The sequence below is a fragment of the Marinobacter sp. 2_MG-2023 genome (assembly GCF_030546935.1).
In the GTDB taxonomy this organism is placed as follows: Bacteria; Pseudomonadota; Gammaproteobacteria; order Pseudomonadales; family Oleiphilaceae; genus Marinobacter.
The window spans coordinates 712,969-738,327 of record NZ_JAUOPH010000002.1 but is presented as its reverse complement, the minus strand read 5'-3'; the positions used below and the strand labels follow the sequence as shown (position 1 = coordinate 738,327).

At 54.7% G+C, this 25,359-nt stretch carries 24 protein-coding genes and 1 tRNA gene; 11 read left to right on the top strand and 14 right to left on the bottom strand.

The genetic code is table 11. The features are described from left to right. Positions 1–24 precede the first annotated feature (24 nt). Entirely contained in the window at positions 25–981 is a 957-nt protein-coding gene (locus Q4501_RS07115) for a sulfurtransferase (RefSeq protein WP_303595379.1), read from the bottom strand. 232 nt (positions 982–1,213) lie between these two features. Between Q4501_RS07115 and Q4501_RS07110 the strand changes: the two genes are divergently transcribed. Continuing rightward, positions 1,214–1,372 (top strand): hypothetical protein, encoded by a 159-nt coding sequence (locus tag Q4501_RS07110; RefSeq protein WP_303595378.1) that lies wholly within the window; start codon positions 1,214–1,216, stop codon positions 1,370–1,372. Between the two features lie 68 nt (positions 1,373–1,440). On the opposite strand, the gene Q4501_RS07105 is transcribed toward Q4501_RS07110, so the two are convergent. After that, complete coding sequence (locus Q4501_RS07105; RefSeq protein ID WP_303595376.1) at positions 1,441–2,286, bottom strand: DUF547 domain-containing protein; 846 nt, start codon at positions 2,284–2,286, stop codon at positions 1,441–1,443. 88 nt (positions 2,287–2,374) lie between these two features. Next, complete coding sequence (locus Q4501_RS07100; RefSeq protein ID WP_303595375.1) at positions 2,375–3,067, bottom strand: TVP38/TMEM64 family protein; 693 nt, start codon at positions 3,065–3,067, stop codon at positions 2,375–2,377. 172 nt (positions 3,068–3,239) lie between these two features. On the opposite strand from Q4501_RS07100, the gene Q4501_RS07095 reads away from it, so the two are divergent. Both Q4501_RS07095 and Q4501_RS07090 read left to right on the top strand, forming a co-directional pair. After that, complete coding sequence (locus Q4501_RS07095) at positions 3,240–3,392, top strand: hypothetical protein (RefSeq protein ID WP_303595374.1); 153 nt, start codon at positions 3,240–3,242, stop codon at positions 3,390–3,392. Positions 3,393–3,531: 139 nt separating this feature from the next. Then, positions 3,532–4,557, top strand: coding sequence for a lipid A deacylase LpxR family protein (locus Q4501_RS07090; RefSeq protein ID WP_303595373.1), 1,026 nt, complete (start codon positions 3,532–3,534; stop codon positions 4,555–4,557). 83 nt (positions 4,558–4,640) lie between these two features. Here the strand turns inward: Q4501_RS07090 and Q4501_RS07085 are convergent, their stop codons facing one another. Further along, a complete protein-coding gene (locus Q4501_RS07085; protein ID WP_303595371.1) occupies positions 4,641–5,264 on the bottom strand; it encodes a YbhB/YbcL family Raf kinase inhibitor-like protein in 624 nt (207 codons plus the stop codon). 153 nt (positions 5,265–5,417) lie between these two features. Here Q4501_RS07085 and Q4501_RS07080 point away from each other — a divergent pair, with 153 nt between their 5' ends. Together Q4501_RS07080 and Q4501_RS07075 are read left to right on the top strand one after the other, a co-directional pair. Then, positions 5,418–5,750 (top strand): ankyrin repeat domain-containing protein, encoded by a 333-nt coding sequence (locus Q4501_RS07080; protein ID WP_303595369.1) that lies wholly within the window; start codon positions 5,418–5,420, stop codon positions 5,748–5,750. A 27-nt stretch (positions 5,751–5,777) separates the two neighbouring features. Beyond that, positions 5,778–6,518: a spermidine synthase gene (locus Q4501_RS07075; protein ID WP_303595367.1), complete on the top strand. Its 741-nt coding sequence runs from the start codon at positions 5,778–5,780 to the stop codon at positions 6,516–6,518. 23 nt (positions 6,519–6,541) lie between these two features. Here Q4501_RS07075 and Q4501_RS07070 read toward each other — a convergent pair whose 3' ends face one another. Continuing rightward, positions 6,542–7,102 carry a TIGR00730 family Rossman fold protein gene (locus tag Q4501_RS07070; RefSeq protein WP_303595365.1) on the bottom strand — a complete coding sequence of 187 codons (561 nt, stop codon included), beginning with the start codon at positions 7,100–7,102 and terminating at the stop codon, positions 6,542–6,544. A gap of 177 nt (positions 7,103–7,279) precedes the next feature. Between Q4501_RS07070 and Q4501_RS07065 the strand changes: the two genes are divergently transcribed. Then, entirely contained in the window at positions 7,280–8,590 is a 1,311-nt protein-coding gene (locus tag Q4501_RS07065) for an NAD(P)/FAD-dependent oxidoreductase (RefSeq protein WP_303595364.1), read from the top strand. 47 nt (positions 8,591–8,637) lie between these two features. On the opposite strand, the gene Q4501_RS07060 is transcribed toward Q4501_RS07065, so the two are convergent. The 7 genes from Q4501_RS07060 to Q4501_RS07030 form a co-directional block, all read right to left on the bottom strand. Then, complete coding sequence (locus tag Q4501_RS07060) at positions 8,638–10,191, bottom strand: PAS domain-containing methyl-accepting chemotaxis protein (protein WP_303595362.1); 1,554 nt, start codon at positions 10,189–10,191, stop codon at positions 8,638–8,640. Positions 10,192–10,318: 127 nt separating this feature from the next. Further along, entirely contained in the window at positions 10,319–11,650 is a 1,332-nt protein-coding gene (locus tag Q4501_RS07055; protein WP_303595360.1) for an HD-GYP domain-containing protein, read from the bottom strand. A 108-nt stretch (positions 11,651–11,758) separates the two neighbouring features. Further along, positions 11,759–11,986 (bottom strand): formate dehydrogenase subunit delta, encoded by a 228-nt coding sequence (locus Q4501_RS07050; protein WP_303595358.1) that lies wholly within the window; start codon positions 11,984–11,986, stop codon positions 11,759–11,761. Next, complete coding sequence (gene fdhD / locus Q4501_RS07045) at positions 11,983–12,786, bottom strand: formate dehydrogenase accessory sulfurtransferase FdhD (RefSeq protein ID WP_303595356.1); 804 nt, start codon at positions 12,784–12,786, stop codon at positions 11,983–11,985. Before fdhD ends, Q4501_RS07050 begins: the two co-directional genes overlap by 4 nt. Before the next feature lie 46 nt (positions 12,787–12,832). Next, on the bottom strand, positions 12,833–15,754 hold the full coding sequence (gene fdhF / locus Q4501_RS07040; RefSeq protein ID WP_303595354.1) for a formate dehydrogenase subunit alpha: 2,922 nt from the start codon (positions 15,752–15,754) through the stop codon (positions 12,833–12,835). A 1-nt stretch (position 15,755) separates the two neighbouring features. Continuing rightward, positions 15,756–17,315 (bottom strand): NADH-quinone oxidoreductase subunit NuoF, encoded by a 1,560-nt coding sequence (locus tag Q4501_RS07035; RefSeq protein WP_303595352.1) that lies wholly within the window; start codon positions 17,313–17,315, stop codon positions 15,756–15,758. 17 nt (positions 17,316–17,332) lie between these two features. Beyond that, complete coding sequence (locus tag Q4501_RS07030) at positions 17,333–17,851, bottom strand: formate dehydrogenase subunit gamma (RefSeq protein WP_303595348.1); 519 nt, start codon at positions 17,849–17,851, stop codon at positions 17,333–17,335. Positions 17,852–17,951: 100 nt separating this feature from the next. On the opposite strand from Q4501_RS07030, the gene Q4501_RS07025 reads away from it, so the two are divergent. Next, on the top strand, positions 17,952–19,025 hold the full coding sequence (locus Q4501_RS07025) for a substrate-binding domain-containing protein (RefSeq protein ID WP_303595347.1): 1,074 nt from the start codon (positions 17,952–17,954) through the stop codon (positions 19,023–19,025). Between the two features lie 6 nt (positions 19,026–19,031). Here the strand turns inward: Q4501_RS07025 and Q4501_RS07020 are convergent, their stop codons facing one another. Next, complete coding sequence (locus Q4501_RS07020) at positions 19,032–19,727, bottom strand: GntR family transcriptional regulator (protein WP_303595346.1); 696 nt, start codon at positions 19,725–19,727, stop codon at positions 19,032–19,034. 123 nt (positions 19,728–19,850) lie between these two features. On the opposite strand from Q4501_RS07020, the gene Q4501_RS07015 reads away from it, so the two are divergent. After that, entirely contained in the window at positions 19,851–21,203 is a 1,353-nt protein-coding gene (locus Q4501_RS07015) for a glutamine synthetase family protein (RefSeq protein ID WP_303595345.1), read from the top strand. Further along, positions 21,203–22,513 (top strand): FAD-binding oxidoreductase, encoded by a 1,311-nt coding sequence (locus tag Q4501_RS07010; protein WP_303595342.1) that lies wholly within the window; start codon positions 21,203–21,205, stop codon positions 22,511–22,513. The genes Q4501_RS07015 and Q4501_RS07010 overlap by 1 nt, the downstream gene beginning before the upstream one ends. 187 nt (positions 22,514–22,700) lie before the next feature. On the opposite strand, the gene Q4501_RS07005 is transcribed toward Q4501_RS07010, so the two are convergent. Next, positions 22,701–22,774: transfer RNA gene (locus Q4501_RS07005), tRNA-Gly, on the bottom strand. Between the two features lie 73 nt (positions 22,775–22,847). Here Q4501_RS07005 and Q4501_RS07000 point away from each other — a divergent pair. Both Q4501_RS07000 and Q4501_RS06995 read left to right on the top strand, forming a co-directional pair. Then, a complete protein-coding gene (locus tag Q4501_RS07000; protein WP_303595341.1) occupies positions 22,848–24,572 on the top strand; it encodes a potassium/proton antiporter in 1,725 nt (574 codons plus the stop codon). A gap of 107 nt (positions 24,573–24,679) precedes the next feature. Next, positions 24,680–25,240, top strand: coding sequence for a murein L,D-transpeptidase family protein (locus Q4501_RS06995; RefSeq protein WP_303595340.1), 561 nt, complete (start codon positions 24,680–24,682; stop codon positions 25,238–25,240). The last annotated feature ends 119 nt before the right edge of the window (positions 25,241–25,359 follow it).

Genomic DNA, 25,359 nt, shown 5'->3' with positions numbered 1-25,359 from the left:
TGCGAATCCACTTGGTTAAACGGGTTAGTTAAACAGGTCGAGAAGCTTGCCAAGCCCCTTCTTCGCTACCTGCATCGGTCGGCTGCTGTCCTGGGACCACTCCGCCATGGAACCATCATAGAGCGCAACCTCCTGGAATCCGGCAAGCTCACTTAACACGAACCAATCTGTGGCCGCCCAGTGGCCAGTGTTGCAAAACGCGATAGTGCGAGCGCCGGAATCAAGCTCAGCCTGATTAACCTGCGCGGTGATGTCTTTTTCGTTCAGGTACCAGACCGCGTTTTGCTCACCAAGGAAACCTGCATGGGGCAGATTGAAAGAACCCGGAATTGTGCCAGGTGCCTTGGCGTCGGGGGATTGGTTTTCGCCTCTGAAATAGTCGGAAGGGCGAGCATCCACGAGTTGAGCCTGACTATCTCTGGCTTCCTGCACCTCCTCCAGAGTTGCAAGCAATTCCGGCTGCAGGGTGCCTTCAAACTGCACCAGGTCGCGCTGATTCCCTTCACCGCTGTCCACCCGGTAACCGGCAGCCTTCCAGCCAGCAAAGCCACCGTTGAGGATGGTTACCTCGTCGTGGCCCAACACTCTGAAGGTCCAGTAAACACGGGCGGCACTTCCAAAGTCGGTTGCGCCTGTGCCAGCAGGTACAACCACCACGGTATCGTCGTTACTGATTCCCAGGCTACCAATCAGGCGCTCCACGCTTGCGACAGGCGGTAACAGACCCCTGACGCCGTCCCTGCTTTCGCGCCAGCCATCACCAGTGTAGCTGCTGTATACAGCTCCGGGGATATGAGCATTCTGAAAGCTGCTTCGGTCACCACCATTATCAATGCCCGAACGGACATCCAGCACTACCAGGTTATCTCGTTCGAGGTTCGCTTCAAGCCAGTTGGCATCAACCAGGGGCGGCGTTCTACCGCCATCCGCCCACGCAAGTGAGCTGGCAATCAGCAGAACAATGGCCAATATGCGGCTCATGGCGCTTCTCCTTATATCACTATCAGTTTTTGAGCCGCCATTATGAATTCTACGTTGAGTAATGGACAGCTCAGTTTCTATGACGTTTGGTTATATGCAAATCTCCAATTTTTCTTGCCACTTTCCAAAAATCTGTAACACAAGGGGGCAGTCGGTTGTCTATACCTCGTAAGCGCGGCCTGACCGAGCATCGGACAGACCCTGTGCATCATCACGAACGAGGTACCAAACCATGAAGAAACTGACACTGATATTCGCCGTTATTGCCCTTTCATTCTCAGCATCTACTGCGCTGGCAATGAACGGTCAAGCGGACAGATACAACGAAGCAAAGAGCTACCCGGTTGCAACTGCTGACAAAATTGTGGAAATGAAAGTCTCTGCAAAGTGATCGGGAACGGAAAAGGCCGCTATTCTCCGGAATAGCGGCCTTTTTGTGTCCGTGTTCCGAGAGCAGGCTTAACGCAACTCGGAAAAATTGGCCGGACTGTTTAAAGTCCAGTCATAGTTGATGAATTCTATGGTTCCTGTGCCTGCCACTCGATCCACCACTATCGGATCAGCCCATTCTTCAATGAACGCCTTTTCAGAACCGGAAGCCGCTGCGAAATCCTCTTTATACCATTTGAATAATTCGGTGAGATAAAGAACCTCACCCTCTACACGGAGGTGACGCTCTGTGCTGAACGCCCGGCGGGTATTTTCTGCAAGCATGTCTTCCAGATTGTCTGCGGTATAAAGGATGTCCCGAAGTGGCGGGCAACCAACCGAAGCACAGTTCACCGCAAAATGTACGCGGGCATCCTTCCAGCCCCTGTCCGCGTAGTCGTTTCCCAGCAGGATTTCTTTTTCAATCTCATTAAGACTGTGTGCTCGCCCCCCAATAACAAAGCTCTTCCGCTCAAACACACTGTCAACAAACGGATTCACCCGGCCACCATAATCCCAGACGGACGAAACCAGTTCGCCATCCGGTCGTTCAGTGAGTATCTGGGCAAGCATGAAAAAATTGTAGGCGTTAATCCAGAAGGCTACGGATTCCTCTCGTCCATTCAGGGTCTCGGGGTCGAACTCCCGCAGTTTGGCCTGTTGGTCCGCCAGGTTCTTTTGCAAGCCACTATCGGCCAGAGCAGACCGATAATCGAAAGCCGATACCAGGCCGTTCCCGGGCATCGCTTGCTCAACCACGTAATCAGTCAGAAGGCGCTGGTAGCTCTTGTACAGCCCGGTATCAGTATCTGCCCAAGCAAGGGCAGGCATAACGAGAATGGCCAGAACACAGGATAGACGTCGGTAACCAAGCATAATCACTCCAATCGCATCGGATTTTCAGTAAAGGAATGCGATTACAGACAACCATCTTCGCGTTCTGTTACACAGAAAATGCTCAGACTCAAACAACCTTATTCAGATGCAGCCAGCGGGCCAGCCTGGAATTCGGGTGTCGGCCAAGATAAATCGGCAGGGTACTCATAAATACCAGAACAATAACAGCGGCTATTACCGTCAGCACCGGATTGAACTCAAAGCTCTGGCCAAGCCCCGCAAAAACGAAGGTCATCGGCAGCATGCCCAGGGTGGTCGCAAGGGCGTAACGCCAGAGATGTATTGCGGTGACCCCAGCGGCATAACTGACCAGGGCAAAGGAAAACAGGGGGATCAGCCGGGTGATCAGTACCGCGAAAAACAGGAAAGGTTGCGACCCCCGTGCCGAGAACATCGGGTTGTGCCCCAATTTCTTCTGAACGGCATCGCGCCCGAGCATCCGCGCCAGGTAAAAGGCAATAAGCGACCCGGCAAGCGCGCCAATCACTGCAATGGCCGTTCCGGCAAACATGCCATATACCAGCCCCGATGCAGCGCTGATGGGCAATGTCGGAATGGGCCCGACAACTACCGCGAGAATCATCAACAGCATGAGCAACAGTGGTCCGAACATGCCCTGATCGTTAAGCCACTCAGACAGCGCTACTGGTGCAAGACTCACAGGCATGCCCAGTTGGCGAAGAACCAGCCAAATGGCGCCCATCACGAGTGCGACAATAACAAGAATAGTGAGACGGAAAGCCCATTGGGAACGGTTCATCAGACTATTCTACCGGTCATGTTGAAGGCGTGCATTGAGTCTGCGGCATGCAAATAATCTGTAATCCTTCGTTCGCTCGTGTGTCCATACCGTGAAAGCCACGCCTCAGGACGTTGACTGAACCCAGATCAGCGGGAGCGTGGCCGCTATACCAACGAAGAGGAACAGCATTATGAAAACTCTAACACTGATCGGTGCCCTTGTTGTCTTCGCGTGGGGTGCAACAGCTCATGCGGATACACCAAGTGCCAGAGATCTCGAATGTGGAAACAACCATCCGTGCCTTCATAGCCCGGAGGTCAAAGACGCAGGTACAATCAGCTAAGCGATTTACCCGCTTCATAAACGCGATGAACCTCAGGCCTCCTGAGGTTCCAGCCGACGAAGCATCTCCCAGCTTACCTTTCCAGACAAGTGGCTCAGGGAAGACAATAGCGTTTTGAAAAATTACAGGTGATTAAAAGTTGAATGCCGGCTCTCGTTTGCTCTCATTGGCGTTGATGTTCTGTGCTGCAGTATTGCCAGAAACCACCAAAGCTGGAGGGACGGTCCGCGTTGAACTCTCCAACGACGTTATTCTCACTTCCGATAATCAGTTCACCAATGGCATTTCAGCCGTTGTATCGTCTGAACCTGTCAGCTCGTTGGGTGAAACCGGGGGCACGCCCGCTTTCGGCAAAGCCTTGGTTGCCTGGGCAATTCCCGACATTGCCGGTCTGAACTATCGTGAGAGTTGGGTGCTCGGTCAGAATATGGAGACGCCGGCAAACATCGAACAACCAGTGCTCATTGAAAATGATGTTCCCTATGTGGGTTTTTTAGGTTGGGGCAACAGCTTTTACGGGTTTGATGATGAATACTTTTTTGGCGCCCAGTGGCTGTTTGGATGGGTGGGGGAGCCGGCACTTGCCAGGCAGGCCCAGGTAACGGTTCACACCGCAATAGGCGGTGATAACCCTGAAGGCTGGGATAATCAGCTCGCCTTTGAACCCATACTCAACGGGTATATCAGTGCCAAACGCCGGCTGTACCAAAACTCCTGGTTTGACGTTGCTCTGAGCGGAGATGCTGCAGTGGGCAACTACTACACGTTTGCGCAGCCCGGGCTGGAGTTTCGGATTGGTGATCGTCCACAAGGGTTCACGTTTATTCCGGGCCCCGTCGGTCGTGGGATGGACTATGACGCCACCATCGCACCGGTTACGGGCAATCGGTTTTATGCGTCGATCACCTTGAGAGCAACCTACTTCGCCTGGGCACTGCCGCGTGAAGGCAACCTTCTGGTGAGCAACGACTGGACAGACAGCAACACAATCAAAATCAACCGCACCGTCGGCCAAACCATTCTGGGTTTGCATTGGCTTGGGCCACGCTTTGGGGCCCATCTCAGCCTATGGCTATCGACGGAAACGGTCGACGACGACAACCTGCCTCCGAGCCAAGATCCAAGAAACAGCTTCGGCTCATTCATGGCAGAATACCGGTTTTAATCTCGCGAGAAAGCAACCAGAAACACGCCGGAACCTATGTGCTGCGGCTCCGGCCTCTGCGTTGAGGAGCGATGTCCGAAAGCTTAGCGCAGGTCCGGGTTCAGCGTATAAGTGCCAGTCACCCGCGCGCTCGCCAGCACGTGACCCTTCATGGCATTGCGCACCGCCTCTCCATCAAACTCTCCGGAAAGACCCAGTGATTCCACATCCAGCGCATGCACTTCGTAGTGATAGTGGTGCAGCAATTCATCGTTCCAGGGCGGACAGGGGCCGTCATAGCCGTAGTAAGTGCCGGCCATATCGGGGTTTCCAGCCAGGAACTGGGTGAAATTGTTCACCCCTCGCAGGCCAACCGGGCCAGAGCCTCCGTCTTTGCCTTTGGGCGTAACGCCATCGCTGTCTTCACCTTCCGGAATACGGCTGATTTTGGCGGGGATATCCACCAGAAGCCAGTGGAAGAAATCAACCCGCGGAATATCTTTCGAAACTGTTTTGCCTTCCTGGTTTGCATCATCAGCCACACTGGGCACATCCGGATCAAACATCATCACAACGAAGCTTTTCGTACCTTCCGGCGCACCTTCCCAGAACATGTCCGGGCTCCGATTAGGGCCAAAACTCATGTGCTCTTCCCGGTTGAACACGCCGAACGCGAATATCTCCGGGACCGGTTTGCCCTCTTCAATACCCTCAACGTTCAGTTTCATGGCACTTTCTCCTGTCAGTTAATGCTGTTAATAGCTGGGTTATATCGTTTTGATTGTGCCAGAGGCGAACCCACTCTGTGCTAAAACGTTGTATCAGCGGTATCGTATGCATGTCTATACCGACTTTTCAGCAGCCTTTGAAACGGAGTCCCAATGAGCGAGCACAAAACCGGCCAACCTCAGCAACCTGAGAACCAGTCAGATGAAGACGCCATCGCCTTTGCACAGGGAATTTTTGAGCTGGCACGCAATGGCGGTGCCGGACCTCTCAGCGTGATGCTGGATGCAGGCGTACCAGTAGACATGCGCACCAGCGAAGGTGAAAGCCTGCTGATGCTTGCCGCGCGCAACGGCCATGCCGATACGGTAGCGCTTTTGCTGGAAAAAGGCGCCAACCCGGAACTCCAGGACGCCGATGGCAACACGGCGCTGAGCCTTGCCCAGGGCAAGGGCGCACAGGACACAATTAAACACCTCAGCCGCTAGGTTTCCGACTTCCTCAAAGAGCACCGCATGTTCAACAAAGGCGAGATTATTCACCATAGCCGGGACAAACTCGGCAGCATTCTGGTGATCGACTACCGCAAGCACCGGGTGTTGACCTTTAACTCCGTGTTTGAGCAAAGCAAGATTGACCGACGATACCCGCATCTCCCCGTGCACGAATACAGCCGGGCCATGTTGCTTCCGGCTGCCTTCATCAGACCGCGCCACGTCACCATCCTGGGCCTGGGCGGCGGGGTTATGGCCAGCGCCTTTCATTATCTGTTCCCGGAATGCCAAGTGCACGCGGTTGAACTGCGCCAGGCGGTACTGGATGTGGCACGGGAGTACTTTGGTCTACCCGAGAGTGATCGCCTGCTCGTTACCATTGCTGATGCCCGCAATGCTCTGAACGACGCTCCAGACGCCAGTACCGACCTGATTCTGGCCGACCTGTATAGCGCAGACCGCATGAGCCCCGCACAGGCAAAGCGGCAATTTATAGAAAGCTGTAGCCGGGCTTTAAGCCCCGACGGCTGGCTGGTTCTGAACTACCACCGGACACCCGACGCCGAAGGGCCCTACTTCCGCCAGCTTCGAAAGCACTTTGCCGTGCTGCTGATATTCAAAAGCAAAACCAACAATACCGTGGTGTACGCCAGCAAGCGGCCCTTCGAGGCCATGCACCCGAAAGACCCCGCATTGGCCAGCCTGGAGAAACGGCTACCCATCGGCTGGAGCCGACTGATGGGCAGAGTCAGCCGGCTTTGAATCCTACCTGGGCCAAGGCTGGCTCAGGTCCACTTCTCCTGAGGTGGCACGTAGGCCTTGAAGCGTTCAATCAGCTCTGTGGGTGTTTGCGTCAGCACAATCATGTCGAGGTATTGCTGCTTCACAAACCCGGCCGCCACCATGCTTCTGACCATCTCCAGCAGCGCATCGTAAAACCCTTCGACGTTATAGAAGCCACAAGGCTTCTGGTGCATGCCCAGCTGCCCCCAGGTCCACATTTCAAAGATCTCTTCGAGTGTGCCAATGCCCCCGGGTAAAGCAACAAAGCCATCGGCCAGCTCTGCCATCTTCGCCTTGCGTTCATGCATGTCACGCACAACAAACAACTCAGTAAGACCGGGGTGCGCCAGCTCGCGATTGACCAGGTGTTGTGGGATCACACCGTAAACCTTGCCGCCGCTGGCAAGCACAGAATCGGCAATAACACCCATCAGGCCAACGTGCCCACCACCAAATACCAGGTCTATACCGTTTCGGCCAAAGAACTCTCCCAGCTCTTTGGCCTTCTCAACGTATAGCGGCTCGTTACCTGAACGGGAGCCACAGTAAACTGCTACTTTCATGCTTTTATGTCTCTTGTGTGTTGAACCGCCGATAAAACTAGGTCTTATGACCAATTGTACCGCCCGTCCGGAGAGCGTTAGTATTGGTATCCTACCTTGTAACCAGGCTCCAGTGACGACAGCCAAGCGTTTTTCAGAAAGAGCGTTTGCCTTTCTTTACTGACAGGTCGGATCACTATGGAAAATCTTCATCATATTGTAGTCGTCGGAGGTGGCGCAGGCGGCCTCGAACTTGTGACCAGCCTCGGCAGAAAGCTGGGCAAAAAAGGCAAAGCCCGCGTTACCCTCGTGGATGCAGGCCTTACGCACGTGTGGAAGCCCCTCCTGCACGAGGTTGCATCCGGCTCCCTCGACGCCAACTCCAATGAAATAAACTATCGCGCTCATGCGCGCCGGCACCATTACGAATTCCAACTGGGGCGCATGAGCGGCCTGAACCGTGAAACCAAGAAGCTGGTGATCGCGCCTTTTCTCGACGAAGAAGGCAAAGAAGTGGTTCCCGAGCGCCAGCTGAATTACGACACCCTGGTTATAGCCGTCGGCAGCACCGCCAACGATTTCGGAACCCCCGGCGCACAAGAGCACTGCCTGTTCCTGGACAGCCTGAAACAGGCCCGGCGCTTCCACAACCTGATGCTCAATGCCTTTTTACGCAAAAATCACGAAGCCCGGCAAGGCAACGAACACACCCTGGACATCAGTATCATCGGTGCCGGTGCCACAGGTGTTGAACTGGCCGCAGAGCTCCGGTTAGCTTCACGGGAATTGCCGGTGTATGGCATGAACCACCTGAAGCCATCCGATGTACACATAACGGTGATTGAAGCAGCGGACCGGATTCTGCCTGCACTCCCTGGCCGACTCTCTGCGGCCGCTACCAAGGAGCTGGACCACCAGCATGTGAACGTTCTTAACGGCCAACCCGTAAGCGAAATCCGCCCCGGCCTTGTTCTATTGAAAGATGGCACCGAGCTGCCCTCAGAAATGACCATCTGGGCCGCCGGCATCAAGGCACCGGCCTTTCTGGCAGACCTGGACGGGCTGGAATCCAACCGCGGAAATCAATTGGTTGTGCACCAGACTCTGCAAACCACCAGGGATTCTGACATTTTCGCTTTCGGTGACTGCGCCGCCTGCCCCCAACCGGACTCCGACCGGCCTGTCGCACCCCGCGCTCAGGCCGCGCACCAACAGGCAGACGCTCTGTTAAAGTCCCTGTGCAACCGGCTCGAAGGCAAAGAACTCGTGCCCTTCGTGTACAACGACTACGGCTCCCTGATCAACTTCAGCCACTACACCACCGTAGGCAACCTGATGGGCAACCTCTCTGGCCGCAGCATGTACATTGAAGGCAAAGTGGCGCGACTGTTTTATGTTTCGCTGTACCGCATGCACCAGGTGGCCCTGCACGGCTTTGTGCGCACAGGGGTGATCTGGTTTATGGATAAGATCAGCAGGGCGATGCAGCCACGGATGAAGTTGCATTAATGGGCGGGGAACCGCATCCATAAAACTGGAGAGAGTGCCGAGCCAGCCTATTTGAACCTTATAACGAGCTCGTGCAACTCTCCGGCAATGGTTTCCATTTGCTGCACCTGGCTTATTGCCAAATCCCCTTTATGCAAGCTGTCGGAGCCCAGGCTGGAGATGTGTTCAACCTGTTCGTTTATCTGGTCAAACACCTGGGCCTGTTCCTCCACAGCGGCTGCCATCTGGATGGACATTTCCGCAATCGTGCCTACCGACCCTGCTATTTGACCAAGCGTTGTCTCAGCTTCGAGCATGTGCGCAAGCCCGCTGTCGGCCGTTTTTTTGCCCTCATCGGTCGCCCTCACTGACACAGACGTTCTGGAGAGCAAGGCTTCGATAATGCTGTGAATCTCCTGGGTGGAGTCCTGAGTCCGCCTTGCCAGGCCCCGTACCTCGTCGGCTACCACCGCAAATCCGCGCCCATGCTCACCGGCCCTGGCCGCTTCAATCGCCGCATTCAACGCCAGAAGGTTTGTCTGATCGGCGATTTCTTCAATGATTTTGGCCGCGCTTGCAATTTTCTGGCTTTCAGACGCAAGCTCGCCCACCGATTCACTGATACTGTGAACGGTTGTTTGCAGGCTCTGGATGACTTCCCGGGTTGTGCCCACAACTGCAGCACCACGATCTGCCAGCTCTCGGGATTCCTCGGCTTTGCGCGCGGTACTCTGAACATTCGAGGACACTTCGGTGATGGTCTGGGATACCTCATGCACAGAAGCCGCTACATTGCTGATTTCCGCCTGCTGCGTTCTCAGGGCTTCATGGGATTCGTAGGTAACTTCAAGCCCTTGCACGGCCCCGAATTTCACTTGCCCGGCAGAGTCTTCAAGCCTTGTAAGCACTGCGTCGAGGTGGGCTTTCTGGGCCATTACGGCCACTTTCATGCGCCCGGAATCAAGGTCATCATCCGTATAGCTTTGTGCCGCGAGGTCGTCGGTAAAGCTGGTTCCAAGTAGGTGCGTTACCGAGCTGATTAACCGACGCCTGGAGCCATGCATCCAGATTGCATACGCGATAATTCCACATACCAATACAGCTTGTGAAATTAATGCCTGGCCGACATAGAAGGAGACTGCGGCAGCCACCAGAACGGCCATCAAAAACACGGATTCCGGTGCAAATCTCCGCGAAAGGGAGTTGCCTGAGCTGCCCTGGCGAATTCTTGCGTACTGTTTTTCCGCTCGCCGGACATCCTCTCTTAACGGGCAAGAGCGGACTGATTCGTAACCGACAACTTTGCCGTTCTCAGTAACTGGTGTGATGTAAGCGCTGACCCAATAAAAATCGCCGTTTTTGCGGCGGTTTTTAACCATGCCCATCCAGGGGGTGCCGGCCTTCAGATGGCTCCACATATTTTCGAATGCGCCCGGAGGCATGTCAGGGTGGCGCACAATATTGTGAGGCTGGCCAATGAGCTCTTCTCGCGTGAACCCGCTGACTTCCACAAACGCCTGATTGCAGTGGCGTATTTTCCCGTCCAGATCGGTCGATGAAATAAGCTTTTGCGACTCTGAAAACGTGTGCTCAGTGTCAGTAACTGGTAAATTTTTTCTCATCAAGAACACCCGGATCGGTGATTATCGTTTCACTAATCGGGTGTAGGGTGCCCGATATGTAAAACATTTGCTGAAACAAATTGTTTTTCAGGAGGTGTGCAGGGCGGCTATAACAGCCACTTGAACTTTATTCCGAATCAAGCAGCGGTAAAGGCGCTGTTATGATTGAACCATTCTTTACGTAATCTTGCAGAATAATACCGTAGGTTCCGTCGGGAACCTCTTTGGAAATCTGATAGACCCTTCCGCTGTCGTCTACTGGCGATTCCCGCAAATCCAGGACCTTGGAGGTAGAGATTGATGATCCATTCACATCCCGAACCATTAACACCTTCGGCTTTAGCCTGTGATCCTCATAGCTCTCAACCACGATGCCCACTTCGCCATTGCGCATTTCGACAATCGACCCGGGCGGGTAGATACCGACCATACGGATAAAGGCATCAGCAAGCTCAGTATCAAACTGGGTTCCGCGATTGTTATAAATGATTTCCAGGGCCTGCATAGACGCCATGGCTTTCTTGTAGACACGCGTACTGGTAATCGCATCGTAGGTATCCACCAGCGCAATGATCTTCGCAAAGTAGGGTATGTTTTCGGCCTGAAGCCCTCTGGGATAACCTTTGCCATCCACCCGCTCGTGATGAGAGAAGGCTACATCCACAGCACTTTGCAGGGAGGCGCCGGTGCTCATAAGTATGGTGCGGCCATGAACCGCATGATTTCTCATCAGGGCAAATTCGTCGTCAGTAAGGCGGCCAGGTTTGTTCAGAACCTCGTTGGGAATTCTGGTTTTACCGACATCGTGCAACAGGCCACATAGCGCCAGGTTCTGGATCTCCCCCTTTATCATGCCCAGGGATTTTCCAAACGCGGCAGCCAGAATGGAGACGTTGATGCAGTGTTCGGCGGTATACTCGTCCTGGTTCTTGATTTTGGTGAGCAACATCAAGGCATTGTCGTTACGCAGTACACTTTCTACGCAACTATTCACAACCTTTCTGGCGTTATTTAAATCCAGTGTGCGGCTGACACGCAAACCGGACATGATGGACTTTGCGGTGAGCTGAGCATCTTCAAACCGCATGGTAGCCGTTTGTAACTCCCGGCCTACGCTCACCTTATTAATATAAGACACCCGTTTTCGGGGCGAGCTGGGGGCAGCTCCACTTTTCAACGCCCTCTCAGGCTTCTGTTTGGATTTGAAGAAACCCGCCACACCCCTCCTGTTGGTAGCCTTATCTGCGGGCTGCCGCTTTCTTTCAGCCACACCCTCAATAACAACGAACTCACATTGGCGACGCAACGCATGAATTTCTGTGATGTCGTTAATGATAAAGCCTTGCACAAGAAAGTCTGTGTCTTCCCAGGGCCTGTCCAACCGGATGACATGCATGCCGATTTCCAGGTCAGCAACATCTACCTGGGTTTCTATAAGCTCAACGTATGTGCCGCGCATTGCTTTAGCCCAACCGTGACAGTTACCAACCTAATTAGGGAGCAGTCTAAAGGTAAAAGGCGCAGGGAGTCTGTAAAAAACAGTTAAAACCTGTGTGGTTTGACGCTACTACGATGAGGCTTCCAGCTTCGCAATGGTCGACCGTGCCGGTGCAGACAACTCGGCAGGGCTTTGATTCGCGTAGGCGATTATTTTCTGCTTCATGCTGCGGGCCCAGAATTTACGCAGGTGGTCGGCAGCCACATCGGTTACCTTTTCATCGTTACCGCAATGTCGGTTGTTGGCGATAATCTGGTCGAGCATTTTGATCAGGTTGTCCAACTGCTGGTCACTCACAGACTGTTCTCCTGAGGTGTTGTATCACCAAGGGTATAGATAACGTGGCGCCCGGGCCGGGCGAACCCGATGAGGTTCATGCCACTTTTGCTGGCCTCGCGGATGGCCAGGGCGGTAGGGGCCGATACCGCCACCAGAGTGCTGATACCTACACTGGCGCTTTTCTGCACCATTTCAAAGCTGGCACGGCTGGAGATCAGCGCGAAGCCTTCGATGAAAGCCTGATTGCCATACTCACGCAGGCGAGCGCCAATAAGTTTGTCCAGCGCGTTGTGGCGGCCTACATCTTCCCTTGCCAACACAACCTTACCCTCCATATCGCACCAGGCCGCGCCGTGGGTAGCGCCGGTTTGCAACTGCACAGGCTGATGTTTTTTCAAATTGTTCAACGCTTCTTGCACAGCCTTGTCCTCGGGGGGTGGCTGCGGAATAATCTGATCAATGGTTCTCACCACATGGGCCAGAGATTCAGTGCCACAAAGCCCGCAACCCGTTCGGCCAGCCATATTTCGGCGCTGTTCGCGTAGTCGTGCATAGCAATCACCGGCAATGTGCATGTCCACCTCTATGCCGTCTTCGCCCGGCTTTATCTCGATGCTGAACAGTTGGTCCGGGCGCTGCAGAATGCCTTCGCTCAAGCTGAAACCCAGGGCAAAGTCTGCAAGATCGCAGGGCGAGGCCATCATCACAGCATGGGACACGCCGTTGTAAACCATAGCCACGGGAATTTCTTCCGCAACCAGATCGTGGGGACGCGCACCTTCAATACCGCCACGCACGACAACCCTGGCTTCACTCATAGATGGTGAAGTGCACGTGGGTGTATCTACTCCAACTGGTTGCTGATTACTTGAGTGTGCTTGCATGGCGGCCTTCCCCGTTTTCCATGGCTGGCTTCAACAAAGCCCGCTGGCGCTCGTCGAAGTCTACAAAGTTGCGCTGCCAACCCGACGGCTGGGACACTTTTTCTACCTGAACAGCGGTTACCTTGTATTCCGGGCAGTTGGTGGCCCAGTCGGAATTATCGGTCGTTATCACGTTGGCTCCGCTGCCCGGATGGTGGAAGGTTGTGTAAACCACTCCCGGCAACATGCGGGTACTGAGCTTTGCCCGCAATACCGTATGGCCCACCCGGCTGCTGATACCTAGCCAGTCACCATCCTTTATGCCACGCAGTTCAGCATCGCTGGGGTGCAGCTCCAACCGATCTTCTTCGTGCCAGTCGCTGTTAGCCGTACGCCGGGTTTGTGCGCCGACGTTGTACTGGGACAATATGCGGCCGGTGGTCAGCAGCAGCGGGAAGCGACGGCTGGCACGCTCTTCCGTAGCCAGGTATTCCGTCACTGCAAAACGACCCTTGCCAATGGGAAAGTCCAGCGTGTGCATGGTGGGCGTACCGTCCGGGTGCTCGTCGTTACACGGCCACTGAATACTGCCCAGTTGCTCCAGTTTGTCGTAATTTACACCCGTGAATGTGGGTGTTAACGACGCAATCTCATCCATGATTTCAGAAGGGTGGCTGTAGTTCATGGGGTAACCCAGTGCATTGGACAACGCCATGGTTATTTCCCAGTCTTCCATACCGGCAATCGGTTCCATGACTTTACGCACGCGGTTGATACGGCGCTCAGCGTTGGTGAAAGTGCCGTTCTTTTCCAGAAAGGTGGAGCCTGGCAGCAACACGTGGGCTAGCTTGGCGGTTTCATTCAGAAAAATATCCTGCACAATCAGACAGTCCAGAGCTTTCAGCGCTGCCTCAACATGCTGGGTATTGGGGTCTGACTGAGCGATGTCCTCACCCTGCACATAAAGCGCCTTGAAACTGCCGGCGATTGCGGCATCAAACATGTTTGGAATACGCAAGCCCGGTTCGTTGTCGATGGGCGCACCCCAGGCAGCCTCAAAGCGCGCACGCACATCCGGATCATTCACATGCTGGTAGCCCGGCAATTCGTGGGGGAAGGAGCCCATATCGCAGGAACCCTGCACATTATTTTGCCCGCGCAGCGGATTTACACCTCCGCCTTCCTTGCCGATATTGCCGGTGGCCAGCGCAAGGTTGGCAATACCCATCACCATGGTGGAGCCCTGACTGTGTTCGGTTACGCCCAGGCCATAGTAGATAGCGCCGTTGTCTGCCTGTGCATAGATGCGTGCGGCTTCGCGCACCTTGTCTGCCGCTACGCCAGTTACCGATTCCATGGCTTCCGGGGAGTTGCGCTCCGCGGCGATAAACGTTCGCCAGGTGTTGTAAGCTTCGGTATCGCAACGGCTGCTGATAAACCCCTGATCCTCAAGGCCTTCGGTCACAATCACATGGGCCAGCGCGTTTACCATGGCGACGTTGGTGCCCGGGCGCAGCGGCAGGTGCAGACCTTCATCAGCATGAGGTGTTTTCAGAACGTCGATACCGCGAGGGTCAATCACCACCAGCCTTGCCCCTTGGCGCAAGCGGCGGCGCATCAGTGAACCAAATACTGGATGAGCATCGGTCGGGTTAGCGCCAATGACCATAATCGTGTCGGCTTTCATCACCGAGTCAAACGTCTGGGTTCCCGCCGATTCGCCGAGAGTGGCTTTTAAACCATAGCCGGTAGGGGAATGGCACACCCGCGCGCAGGTGTCGGTGTTATTGTTGCCAAACGCCGCCCGCACCAGTTTTTGCACCAGATAGGTTTCTTCATTAGTGCATCGCGAGGAAGTGATGCCGCCAATGCTTTCGCGACCGTAGTCAGCCTGAATACGCTTGAGCTTTTTGGCGGAGAACGCCAATGCTTCATCCCAGGATACGACTTGCCACGGGTCATCAATGGAATCGCGAATCATCGGTTCTTTGATGCGGTCCTTGTGCGTGGCGTAACCAAAGGCAAAGCGACCTTTCACACAAGAGTGGCCATGATTGGCTTCGCCGCCTTTGTAAGGAACCATGCGCACCAACTGGTCGCCTTTCATTTCGGCTTTGAACGAGCAGCCAACGCCGCAGTATGCACAGGTGGTTACCACGCTGTGTTCGGGCTGACCGGCGTCAATCACGCTTTTTTCCATCAGGGTGGATGTGGGGCAGGCTTGCACACAAGCACCACAGGATACACATTCGGAATCCATGAACGGGTCGTTCTGACTGGCGGCAACCACTGAGTCAAAACCGCGGCCTTCGATGGTCAGTGCGAAGGTGCCCTGCACTTCCTCACAGGCGCGAACGCAGCGCGAGCACACGATGCACTTGCTGGGATCGAAGCTGAAGTAGGGATTGGAATCATCAGATACGGCGTCCAGATGATTTGCACCGTCAAAGCCGTATCTTACTTCTCGCAGACCTACTGTTCCGGCCACATCCTGCAACTCGCAATTGCCGTTGGCGGGACAAGTCAGGCAATCCAGGGGGTGGTCAGAAATGTACAACTCCATGATGTTGCGGCGCAGCTTCGCCAGCTTGCCGGTCTGGGTGGTGACATCCATGCCCTGGGTCACAGGGGTGGTGCAGGAAGCCGGGTAACCACGGCGGCCTTCGATCTCTACCGCACACAGGCGGCACGAGCCGAAAGGTTCCAGATTGTCAGAGGCACAAAGCTTGGGAATATTGATGCCCGCCAGCGCCGCCGCCCGCAACACCGAAGTGCCCTCAGGTACGCTAATCTCGCGGCCATCAATGGAGACAGAGACAAGCGTTTCCGACACTCTTGCCGGGGTGCCGAAATCAAAATCAGGGTTCGGAATGCTCGTGCCAGCGTCGTAACTTTGTGTGCTTGGGTCGTAATAGTGCAACATGTTATGCCTCCACCGGGTGCGGGCTGGCCATCAGGTCTTCGGGGAAATGTTTCATTACACTCTGCACCGGGAAAGGCGTCATACCGCCCATCGCACAGAGCGAGCCGTCCACCATGGTTTCACACAGATCTTCCAGCAACTCCAGATTGCTATCACGATTCTCACCGGCTCGGATGCGACCAATCACCTCCACGCCGCGCACTGAGCCAATCCGGCATGGGGTGCATTTGCCGCAGGATTCAACGGCGCAGAACTCCATGGCAAAACTGGCCTGCTCGCCCATATCCACTGTGTCATCAAACACCACCACGCCGCCGTGGCCGATACCGGCACCGAGCTTCGCGAAGGCTTCGTAATCCATCGGTGTATCCCACTGACTTTCAGGCATGTAGGCCATCAGTGGGCCGCCCACCTGCACGGCTTTCATTGGTCGACCGGTAAAGGTGCCGTCACCGAAGTCCTCTAGCACTTTGCGCAGAGTCACGCCAAAGGCCAGCTCAATCAGCCCCCCCTGCTTGATGTTGCCCGCCAGTTGAATGGGCAAGGTGCCCAGTGACCGGCCCATGCCGTAATCGGCGTAGGCTTTGCTACCGTGAGCCAGGATGTATGGCACCGCCGCCAGCGACAGCACGTTGTTCACCACCGTAGGCTGGCCAAAAAGACCTTTTATAGCTGGCAGCGGCGGCTTGGAGCGAACCAGCCCCCGCTTACCCTCCAGACTTTCCAGCAGTGAGGTTTCCTCGCCGCAAATATAGGCACCTGCGCCTAACCGCACTTCCAGGCGAAAGGTGCGGCCATTGCCACACACGTTATCCCCCAGATAGCCCTGTGCCTCGGCCCGGTGAATGGCCTCGTCCAGCATCCTCTTGGACAGCAGATATTCCGAGCGCACGTAAATAAAACCGAGAGTTGCGCCTACCGCCAGCCCGGCGATGGTCATACCTTCAATCAGCATGTAAGGGTCGCATTCCATCACCAGGCGGTCGGCAAAAGTACCGGAATCGCCTTCGTCGGCGTTGCACACCACATATTTTTGCTGGTTATGCGGTTCGTCGAGTACGGTTTGCCATTTGATCCCCGCCGGGAATGCGGCACCGCCACGGCCTCTTAAGCCGGACGCTTTTACTTCATCCACAATCCCCTGGGGCGTCAGCGCCGCAGCTTTCTTCAAGCCGGCAAATCCGCCGTGGGCGATGTAGTCTTCAATGCAGACCGGGTCGGTAATACCAATGCGGGCGAAGGTAAGACGTTGCTGTTGCTGAAGATAGGGGTGCTGGGCAATATCACCCAGGTACAGAGAATGATCCGGGCTGCCCTCAAACAAGCCGGCGGCCACCAATTCTTCCACATGCTCTGGTTTCACGGGGCCATATGCTACGCGACCATAAGGCGTTCGCACTTCCACCAAAGGCTCGAGCCAGAAAAGTCCGCGTGAACCGTTGCGCACCAGATTGATATCGAGATGTTGCGCTGCCGCCGCATACAGCAGTTCTTTTGCCACCTGGTCTGCCCCAAGAGAAAGTGCAGTGGTATCGCAGGGCACATAAATTGTTATTGTCATGGGATTCGCTCCTGCCTTTACTTTAGCTTAAGGACTGACGTTGTCAGTTTGTCGGCCAGCTCATCGAATGACTGCGGGGTTACCCGGCCAATGATTTCGTCGTTCAGCCGAATGGACGGGCCACAGGCACAATTGCCCAGGCAATACACCGGCTCCAGCGTGAATTCGTTATCAGCAGTGGTTTGGTGGTAGCCCACGCCCAGCTTCTCCTGTACGTGGTGCTCAAGCGTGCGACCGCCGCGGGCCTGACAGGCTTCAGCACGACATACTTCCAGGATGTTGCTGCCTGCCGGGCGGGTACGGAAATGATGATAGAAACTGATAACTCCGTGAATATCGGCACGGGTTTGCTGCAGCATTTCAGCAATGATAGGTACAGCACCGTCGGGCACGTAGCCGATGCGGTTCTGTATAGCATGCAAAATGGGTAAAACTGCGCCTGGCTCGTGCTGCAGGGCCGCGACGTCCTGGCGGACCATGTCAGGGTTCCAGTCATCGGCAAGAGGCACCGTTTTATGGCCAGTTCTTTCTGACATATGCATAACTGTTCCTACCTGTTTTTATTTTGATACAGTATCAAAACTCTCAACTACGCCAAATTAGCACTCCAGGCTCAGGTACGGAATATGAACAGACATGCATAACAAGAAACTAAACATATCTCCGGCCTGGGTATTCCGTACCGATACGGACGAACTTTTCGAGCCAGTTCTTTTCCGCCTGCTGGCGAGCATTCGCGATACCAGTAAGCTAACCGTTGCTGCCGCCGCAGTCGGTATTTCCTACAGGCACGCCTGGAATCTGCTCAACCGTGCTGCCGATATTCTGGGTATGCCATTGGTTATTATGCGCAAAGGCCACGGCAGCCAGCTTTCTGCCTTGGGTGAGAAACTGCTTTGGGCCGAGCACCGGGTAAGCGCGCGGCTTGGCCCACAAATTGACAGTATGGCTGCGGAGCTCAATGATCAGATTCAGCAATTATTGGCAGGCTCCAAACCCACCCTGCGCCTGCATGCAAGCCACGGGTACGCGGTTGCACTGCTGCCGGAGTTCTCGGAGCAGGCAAACATCAACCTGCAGTACCGGAACCCGGAAGAAGCGCTTTCTGCCCTGAATCGCGGAGAATGTGATATTGCCAGCTTTCACTTGCCCACCTGCCCATCACTTGCCCGACAGATTATCAGACACTATAAAAAGCACCTGTATGGCCATGAGCACCGCCTTATCCGCTTTGTCACCCGGCGGGAAGGTTTGATGATGCGCAAAGGCGAACATGAGAACATCCGCACTTTGCAGGATTTGAGTACTTCCGGACTCAGCTTTATCAGCCGCGACCGTCACTCCGGCACCCGGATTCTCTTTGATCTTTTGCTGAAGCAACAAGAGGTAGCCGGGGATAGCATCAACCGCACATCCCAGCAAGAGTTCACCCACACGGCGATTGCAGCCTTCGTTGCTTCGGGAATGGCGGAAGTTGGTTTTGGGGTGCAGGCTGCTGCCGAGCAGTTCGGCCTGAACTTTATTGAAATGGCAGAGGAGCACTACATGCTGATCTATCGTCAGGATCGACTGCCACGTGCTGCACTTGAAGAGTTGAAAGCGCTAATGAAAACTCCGGCACTGATCGATCGCATCAACAGCGTGCCGGGCTACGACCCCGACAGCCCGGGCGAGATCACCACGTTTGATGCACTTCCTGGCAGAGCTTAGAAACCTTCAAGCCGGGGCGGTCTCGTCAAGCAAGTTTCGGCCGGACTTCCAGGCTCCATCACTTATATCGTTGGTAATGGCCTCCTCCAGAGCAATAACATCACGGGTCGATAAGGCCGCCAGAATCTCTTTATGGCGATCAACCTCATAGTTTTCTGCAACCGTCGTAAGGATCTGCCGCTGAAAAGGACCAAGCTGCAACCAGATGCTTTCAATGATCGGCATCGAAGCCTGGGCCGGATTAACCGTGTACAGGGTGCGATGGAAATCCTGGTTCAATAAAGTCAGTTGATCCAGGTCTCTTTCGGAAACGAACCCGTCCATCCTGTCATCTATTTCCGTCAGCTTTTCTATGACGACATCCGATATGAAGGGCAGTGCGCGCTTGGCTGTATGGACCTCTATTGCAATGCGCAGTGCAATCAGCTCTTCAAAGCGGTCAGAGGTCATCAAAGGCACTGTCATGCGGCGGTTGTCCTTGACCTGTATCGCATGTTCCGAGCTGAGTCGCCGCACGGCCTCACGCACAGGAGTTGGGCTGAGCCCCAGGCAGTCGGCCAACCCTCGCATCGTCAGCGAAGTGCCGGGCTCAATTGCGCCCAGCATAATCGCGTTACGCAAGCGCTCGTAAACGTATTCCTGCGTGGTCGTGCCGGATACCGCCGGGATATCAGGAATGTTGAGTTCGCCGTTACTGATCATCAGGCCGCCCCGGAATTGAATGAAAGGTATAGATTATCAAAATAGATTGACACATTTAATCTAATGATATAAAAATCCGAAAAATGATATCACATTTTTTCGAAAGGTATCGCAAGGTGACCCATGTCTGATGATAATAAGGCCGAAACCTGGCTGGCACAGCATCCCGAGATTGATTCCATTTTTGCCTGTGTGTGTGACCTGAACGGCACCATGCGCGGCAAGCGTGTGCCTGCCGATCAACTGGCCAAGGTTATAGACGGCGGGCTACGGATGCCCTTGTCGATCGTAGGCATGGATATCTGGGGCGAGGATGTCGAAAACAATGAACTCGTTTTCGAGACTGGCGATTCCGATGGATTATGCGACTTTACCGGCCGCCCGTTGATGCCAATCACCTGGACCAGTCGTCCGACTGCCCTCGCTATGCTGTGGTTGCGACAGGAGGACGGCTCTCCGTTTCCCGGCGATCCGCGCCGGGCCCTCGCACGCGTTGCAGACCAATACAAGGCGCGGGGTCTGACCCCTGTCGTGGCCACCGAGCTGGAATTCTATCTGGTTGATCCAACGGAGGATTATCCACAAGCGCCATGCTCCCCGGTTACCGGCAAGCGGCTTGAATCTGACGGAGCACTGTCACTGGACGAGTTGCAGCATTTCGATGAATTTCTGAATGATGTTTACGATGCCTGCGAATTGCAGGGCATTCCCGCAGATGCAGCTATCTCGGAAAACGGAGCCGGCCAGTTCGAGATCAACATGCGCCATGTCGCCGACCCCTTGCGTGCGGCCGACGATGCTGTGCTGTTCAAACGACTTGTACGTGGCATTGCCCGCAAGCACGGGTTTGCAGCCACCTTCATGGCAAAGCCCTACGGCGCTCTATCTGGTAGCGGTTTTCACGTGCACTTCTCATTGATTGATGAAAACGGCGCAAACGTATTCGATAACGGTAGCGATGAAGGCTCACCGCTAATGCTGAACGCGGTGGCCGGAATGCTGGCCACAATGCAGCAGAACACTCTCACATTTGCGCCGCATGAAAATTCTTATCGCCGCCTCCTCCCAGGTGCTCATGCGCCGACCAATGTTGCCTGGGGCTACGAAAACCGGACGGCGGCAATCCGCATTCCCGGCGGTGCTGCTAGCGCACGACGCATAGAGCATCGCGTTGCTGGCGCCGATGCCAACCCTTACCTTGTACTGACCAGCATTCTTGGCGGCGCGCTGTTCGGTATCGAAAACAATCTGCAGCCGGCTGCACCCATCACCGGGAACGCCTATGCGATGAAGCTGGACAACCTGCCGCTGGATTGGGCGACAGCCATCGACGCCTTTAAAAAAGGAGCAGAGGTGCCGGGCATCTTTTCCAACCGCCTGCAAACAATGCTGGTTGAATGCAAGATGCAGGAGTTGCGCACGTTTGCCCGCCATGTGACCAATTTTGAATATCACAGTTATCTGGAGATCGTGTGATGGGCTCCCGAAGTCACCCATATTCTGGCGACGGCAACCACACCAAAAGTTACTACGCAGCCTCAGCAAATCCTTCGCCAGAGCGACCGGAACTGGTCGGTGATCACCACATCGACATCTGTATCGTCGGTGCTGGCTATAGTGGGCTCTCCACAGGCCTGCACCTCGTGGAGAAAGGCTACAAGGTAGCTATCATTGAGGGCGCGCGGGTCGGATGGGGTGCCTCGGGGCGCAACGGTGGCCAGATCGTCAACGGGCTGAACGCCAGCCTGCAGACCATCAAAAAACGCTATGGCCAGGACACGGCCACATTCGTCGCCGGCCTTGTGCAGGAAGGTGGTGAGATAATCCGCGAGCGAATCAGCACTTACAACATTCAATGCGACCTGAAAGACAAGAATATTTTTACGGGCCTGACCAGCGCCCACATGAAAGAGCTGGAAGAGCGAATGAAGCTTTGGGCCAGCTATGGATTGAAAAACCAGGAGATGCTCGACAAGGATCAACTGCGAAAATACGTCAATTCTGACCTTTACACAGGCGGGATGATCGACCATTCCGGCGGCCATATGCATCCATTGAACCTTGCCCTGGGTGAAGCGGCGGCTTTTGAGCGCAACGGTGGCATAATTTATGAGATGTCTGCAGTCACTGACGTTGATCACAAGGTGACGCAACCTGTTGTCAGAACTGCCAGAGGCTCGATGACCTGCAAGACACTGATTCTGTGCGGCAACGCTTATCTGGGTCATGTGGTGCCGACACTCACCCCGAGGGTAATGCCAGTATCAACGCAGGTGATGGCAACAGAACCCCTGGGCGAGGCGCGGGCCCGAGAATTGATCCCCTCGGATGCTTGCGTCGAAGATATCCGTTACATCCTAGATTACTATCGCCTGTCCGGCGACAAGCGCATGCTATTCGGCGGAGGTACCGTTTATGGTGGCGCCGATCCCAGCAACATCAAAGCCAAGTTGCAACGCAATATGGACAAGGTATTTCCCCAACTCAAGGGGATCAAAATCGACTACGCCTGGAGTGGTAATTTCGCGCTTTCGTTCAGCCGGGTACCGCAGATGGGGAGAATCGGCGGCAATACCTATTTCGCGCATGGCTACAGTGGCCATGGTGTGACCGGATCACACACCTTCGGCCGCATTCTGGCAGAGGCCGTTCACGGCGACATGACACGGTTCGACGTGTTTGCCAGGGTGCCCTGGTATCCGTTCCCCGGCGGACGCATGTTCCGCGTTCCCTATTCGGTTATGGGCTCCTGGTGGTACTCCCTGCGCGACAAAATGGGAATGTAATAGAAGAATAATTATTAAAAAAGAGACAGCACTGCCAGAAAACGTGAGCCAGTGCTGCGAACGCATACCACTGAAATTGAAACACTAAAGAGAAAAGTCACGGTTTGACACATTAACCATGTAGCCTGCCAACCATTTGATCTAAATGTGGTTTACGTTGATACTGGAAGACGTAGAACATTCAGTATGGAGCGGGTGATGGGAATCGAACCCACGTATGCAGCTTGGGAAGCTGCCGTTCTACCATTGAACTACACCCGCCGGAAGGCGTGAATACCCGCGCAATATAAGCGCTTCTGCCGGTTCCCGGCAAGCACTCTCTTTTGGAGCTCTGATGGACCCAATGCTCACCCTTGTAGGTGCTCTGATGCTTGTTATCAGCATCGTTCTGAGCCCGCTTTCCAGCCGGGTCGGGATGCCGGTGCTGCTTATTTTTCTGGCGGTGGGCATGATGATGGGCAAAGACGGTCCGGGCGGCATTGAGTTCGATGATTTCCAGCTTTCGTTTCTGGTCGCCAACCTGGCCCTTGGCGTTATCCTGCTTGATGGTGGCATGCGAACCCGGGCAGAAACCTTTCGTGTAGGCCTCAAACCCGCCCTGGTACTGGCAACCGTTGGTGTCGCCTTCACCGCCATGGGAGCCGCATTCGTCGCGTGGTTGGTCTTCGACCTTAACTGGATGACAGCCCTGCTCATTGGCGCCATTATTTCATCAACCGACGCGGCCGCCGTGTTTTCGCTGTTGCAGGGGCGCGGCCTGCACCTCAATGAACGCGTCAGTGCCACGCTGGAAATCGAGTCCGGCAGTAACGACCCCATGGCGATTTTTCTCACGCTGATGATGGTGACGGTGATTGCCAGTAGTGGTGACCACGCCATACAGGATTCACTGATACTGTTGTTCAAGCAGTTCAGCATCGGCGGCGTTGGCGGCATCATTGGCGGTTTCCTGATTGCCGAGTTGGCCAATCGCATTCGCCTGACGCCATCGCTGTACCCTCTACTTGTGGTGGCCGCCGGCATTCTGGTGTTCTCAGCCACCAATGCACTTGGCGGTAGCGGATTCCTGGCCATCTACCTGTGCGGTGTTGTGATCGGCAATCGCAAGGTACGTATGATGCCGATGATCCTCCAGGTACACGATGGCCTGGCGTGGCTCGCACAGCTCTGTCTGTTCCTGATACTTGGTCTGCTCGTTAACCCATCGGACCTGCTCCCTCTGGCTGGAAGCGGTTTTATACTGGCGCTGGCGCTGATTTTTGTGATCCGGCCGTTAACCGTTATGCTCACTGTCTGGCCATTCGGGTTCAATCGCCGCGAACTTGGCTTTATCAGCTGGGTCGGGCTCCGGGGGGCTGTGCCCATTGTTCTGGCGCTGTTCCCGATTATTGCCGACCTGCCCGAGGCTCAGCTGGTCTTTCATGCTGCGTTCTTTATCGTTCTGGTGTCTCTACTGGTTCAAGGCACCACACTCACACCGCTCGCACGCGCCCTACGCCTGGAAATCCCGGCGGACGGAGAACCATACCGCCGCCTGCCACTGGACGCACCTGCAGCAGGCGACCACGAGTTAATGCTGTTTCCGTTGCGGGGCGAAAACTGGGAAACACCAAGAGTGTTGGGCCAGCTCCGCTTTCCGGAAAACACTGCAGTTGCCGGCGTGTTCCGTAACCGGGTCTGCCTGCAACCCAAGGCAGATCTGGAAGTATCCAGTGGCGACATGGTCGCCATGTTTGCCACTCCCAGCGTTCTGAAAGAGCTGGCCAAATCGCTGAGTGGTCGCCACACACCAAAGTATCTCGCTGAGCGAGCCTTTTTCGGGGATTTTGTGCTGAACGGGGAAGCGCTGCTTGGGGATGTGGAACAGGTTTATGGCATAGAGTTCGATGAATTCCCGCCAGAGTTGTCGCTGGCAGAGTGCTTCGCACGACGTACCAAAGGTCACCCGGTTATTGGCGACACTGTGGTTCTGGGGCCAGTGACTCTTGTAGCCAGAGCTACTGAAACCGACCAGGTCACCAAGGTTGGCTTGAAAATGGACAAGTCACAAAATGCCTGACAGCAGCATCGGATAGCTATAAAAGTTAACAAAACCCCTTAACAGCTGGCCTTTCGGTTATGTTATAAAAGCCCTGAACAAAGATTAATCATTGGTAAGTTAGGGTTATGGCTATTCTCCGTTTATTGATTTCATCGTTACTGGCTCTATTTGTTGTGGCAAGTCTTCCGGCCTTCGGGTCTGAACTTCTGGCCAGAGCAGACTCCCGTATGCCGACGCTGAACGATTCGCCAGGCGAGTCTCTGATCGTTAACAGAGTTTTGGTGAAAAAAGGACAACGCCGTCTTTTTTTGATGAACGGAGAAGAAATAATCCGGAGTTACCGCATATCATTGGGTGATAATCCGGAAGGGCACAAGCTCTTTGAAGGTGACGAACGCACCCCGGAAGGCGATTACACGCTGGACTGGCGGAATTCCGGCAGCGATTTCTATAAATCCATTCACATTTCATACCCCAGCGTAAAAGACCGTGAAATGGCTGAAAACTGGGGGCTGAACCCAGGTGGCAGCATTATGATTCACGGCCTACCCAATGGCGCGGAAGACATGGCATTTGCTTACACAGGCCTGGACTGGACCAACGGCTGCATTGCAGTAAATAACCAGGAAATGGACGAAATCTGGCAATTGGTCAACGACGGAACCCCCATTCGCATCCTCCCCTGATGAATTCTCCATGGCACAAGAATTAAGTTGTTGTCATAACCTCAGAAAATTTACGTATACTTAGTTAACATTTCGTCTCAGAGTGTTTTACACTGTTTCTCGACTCCGGTAGTCAACGC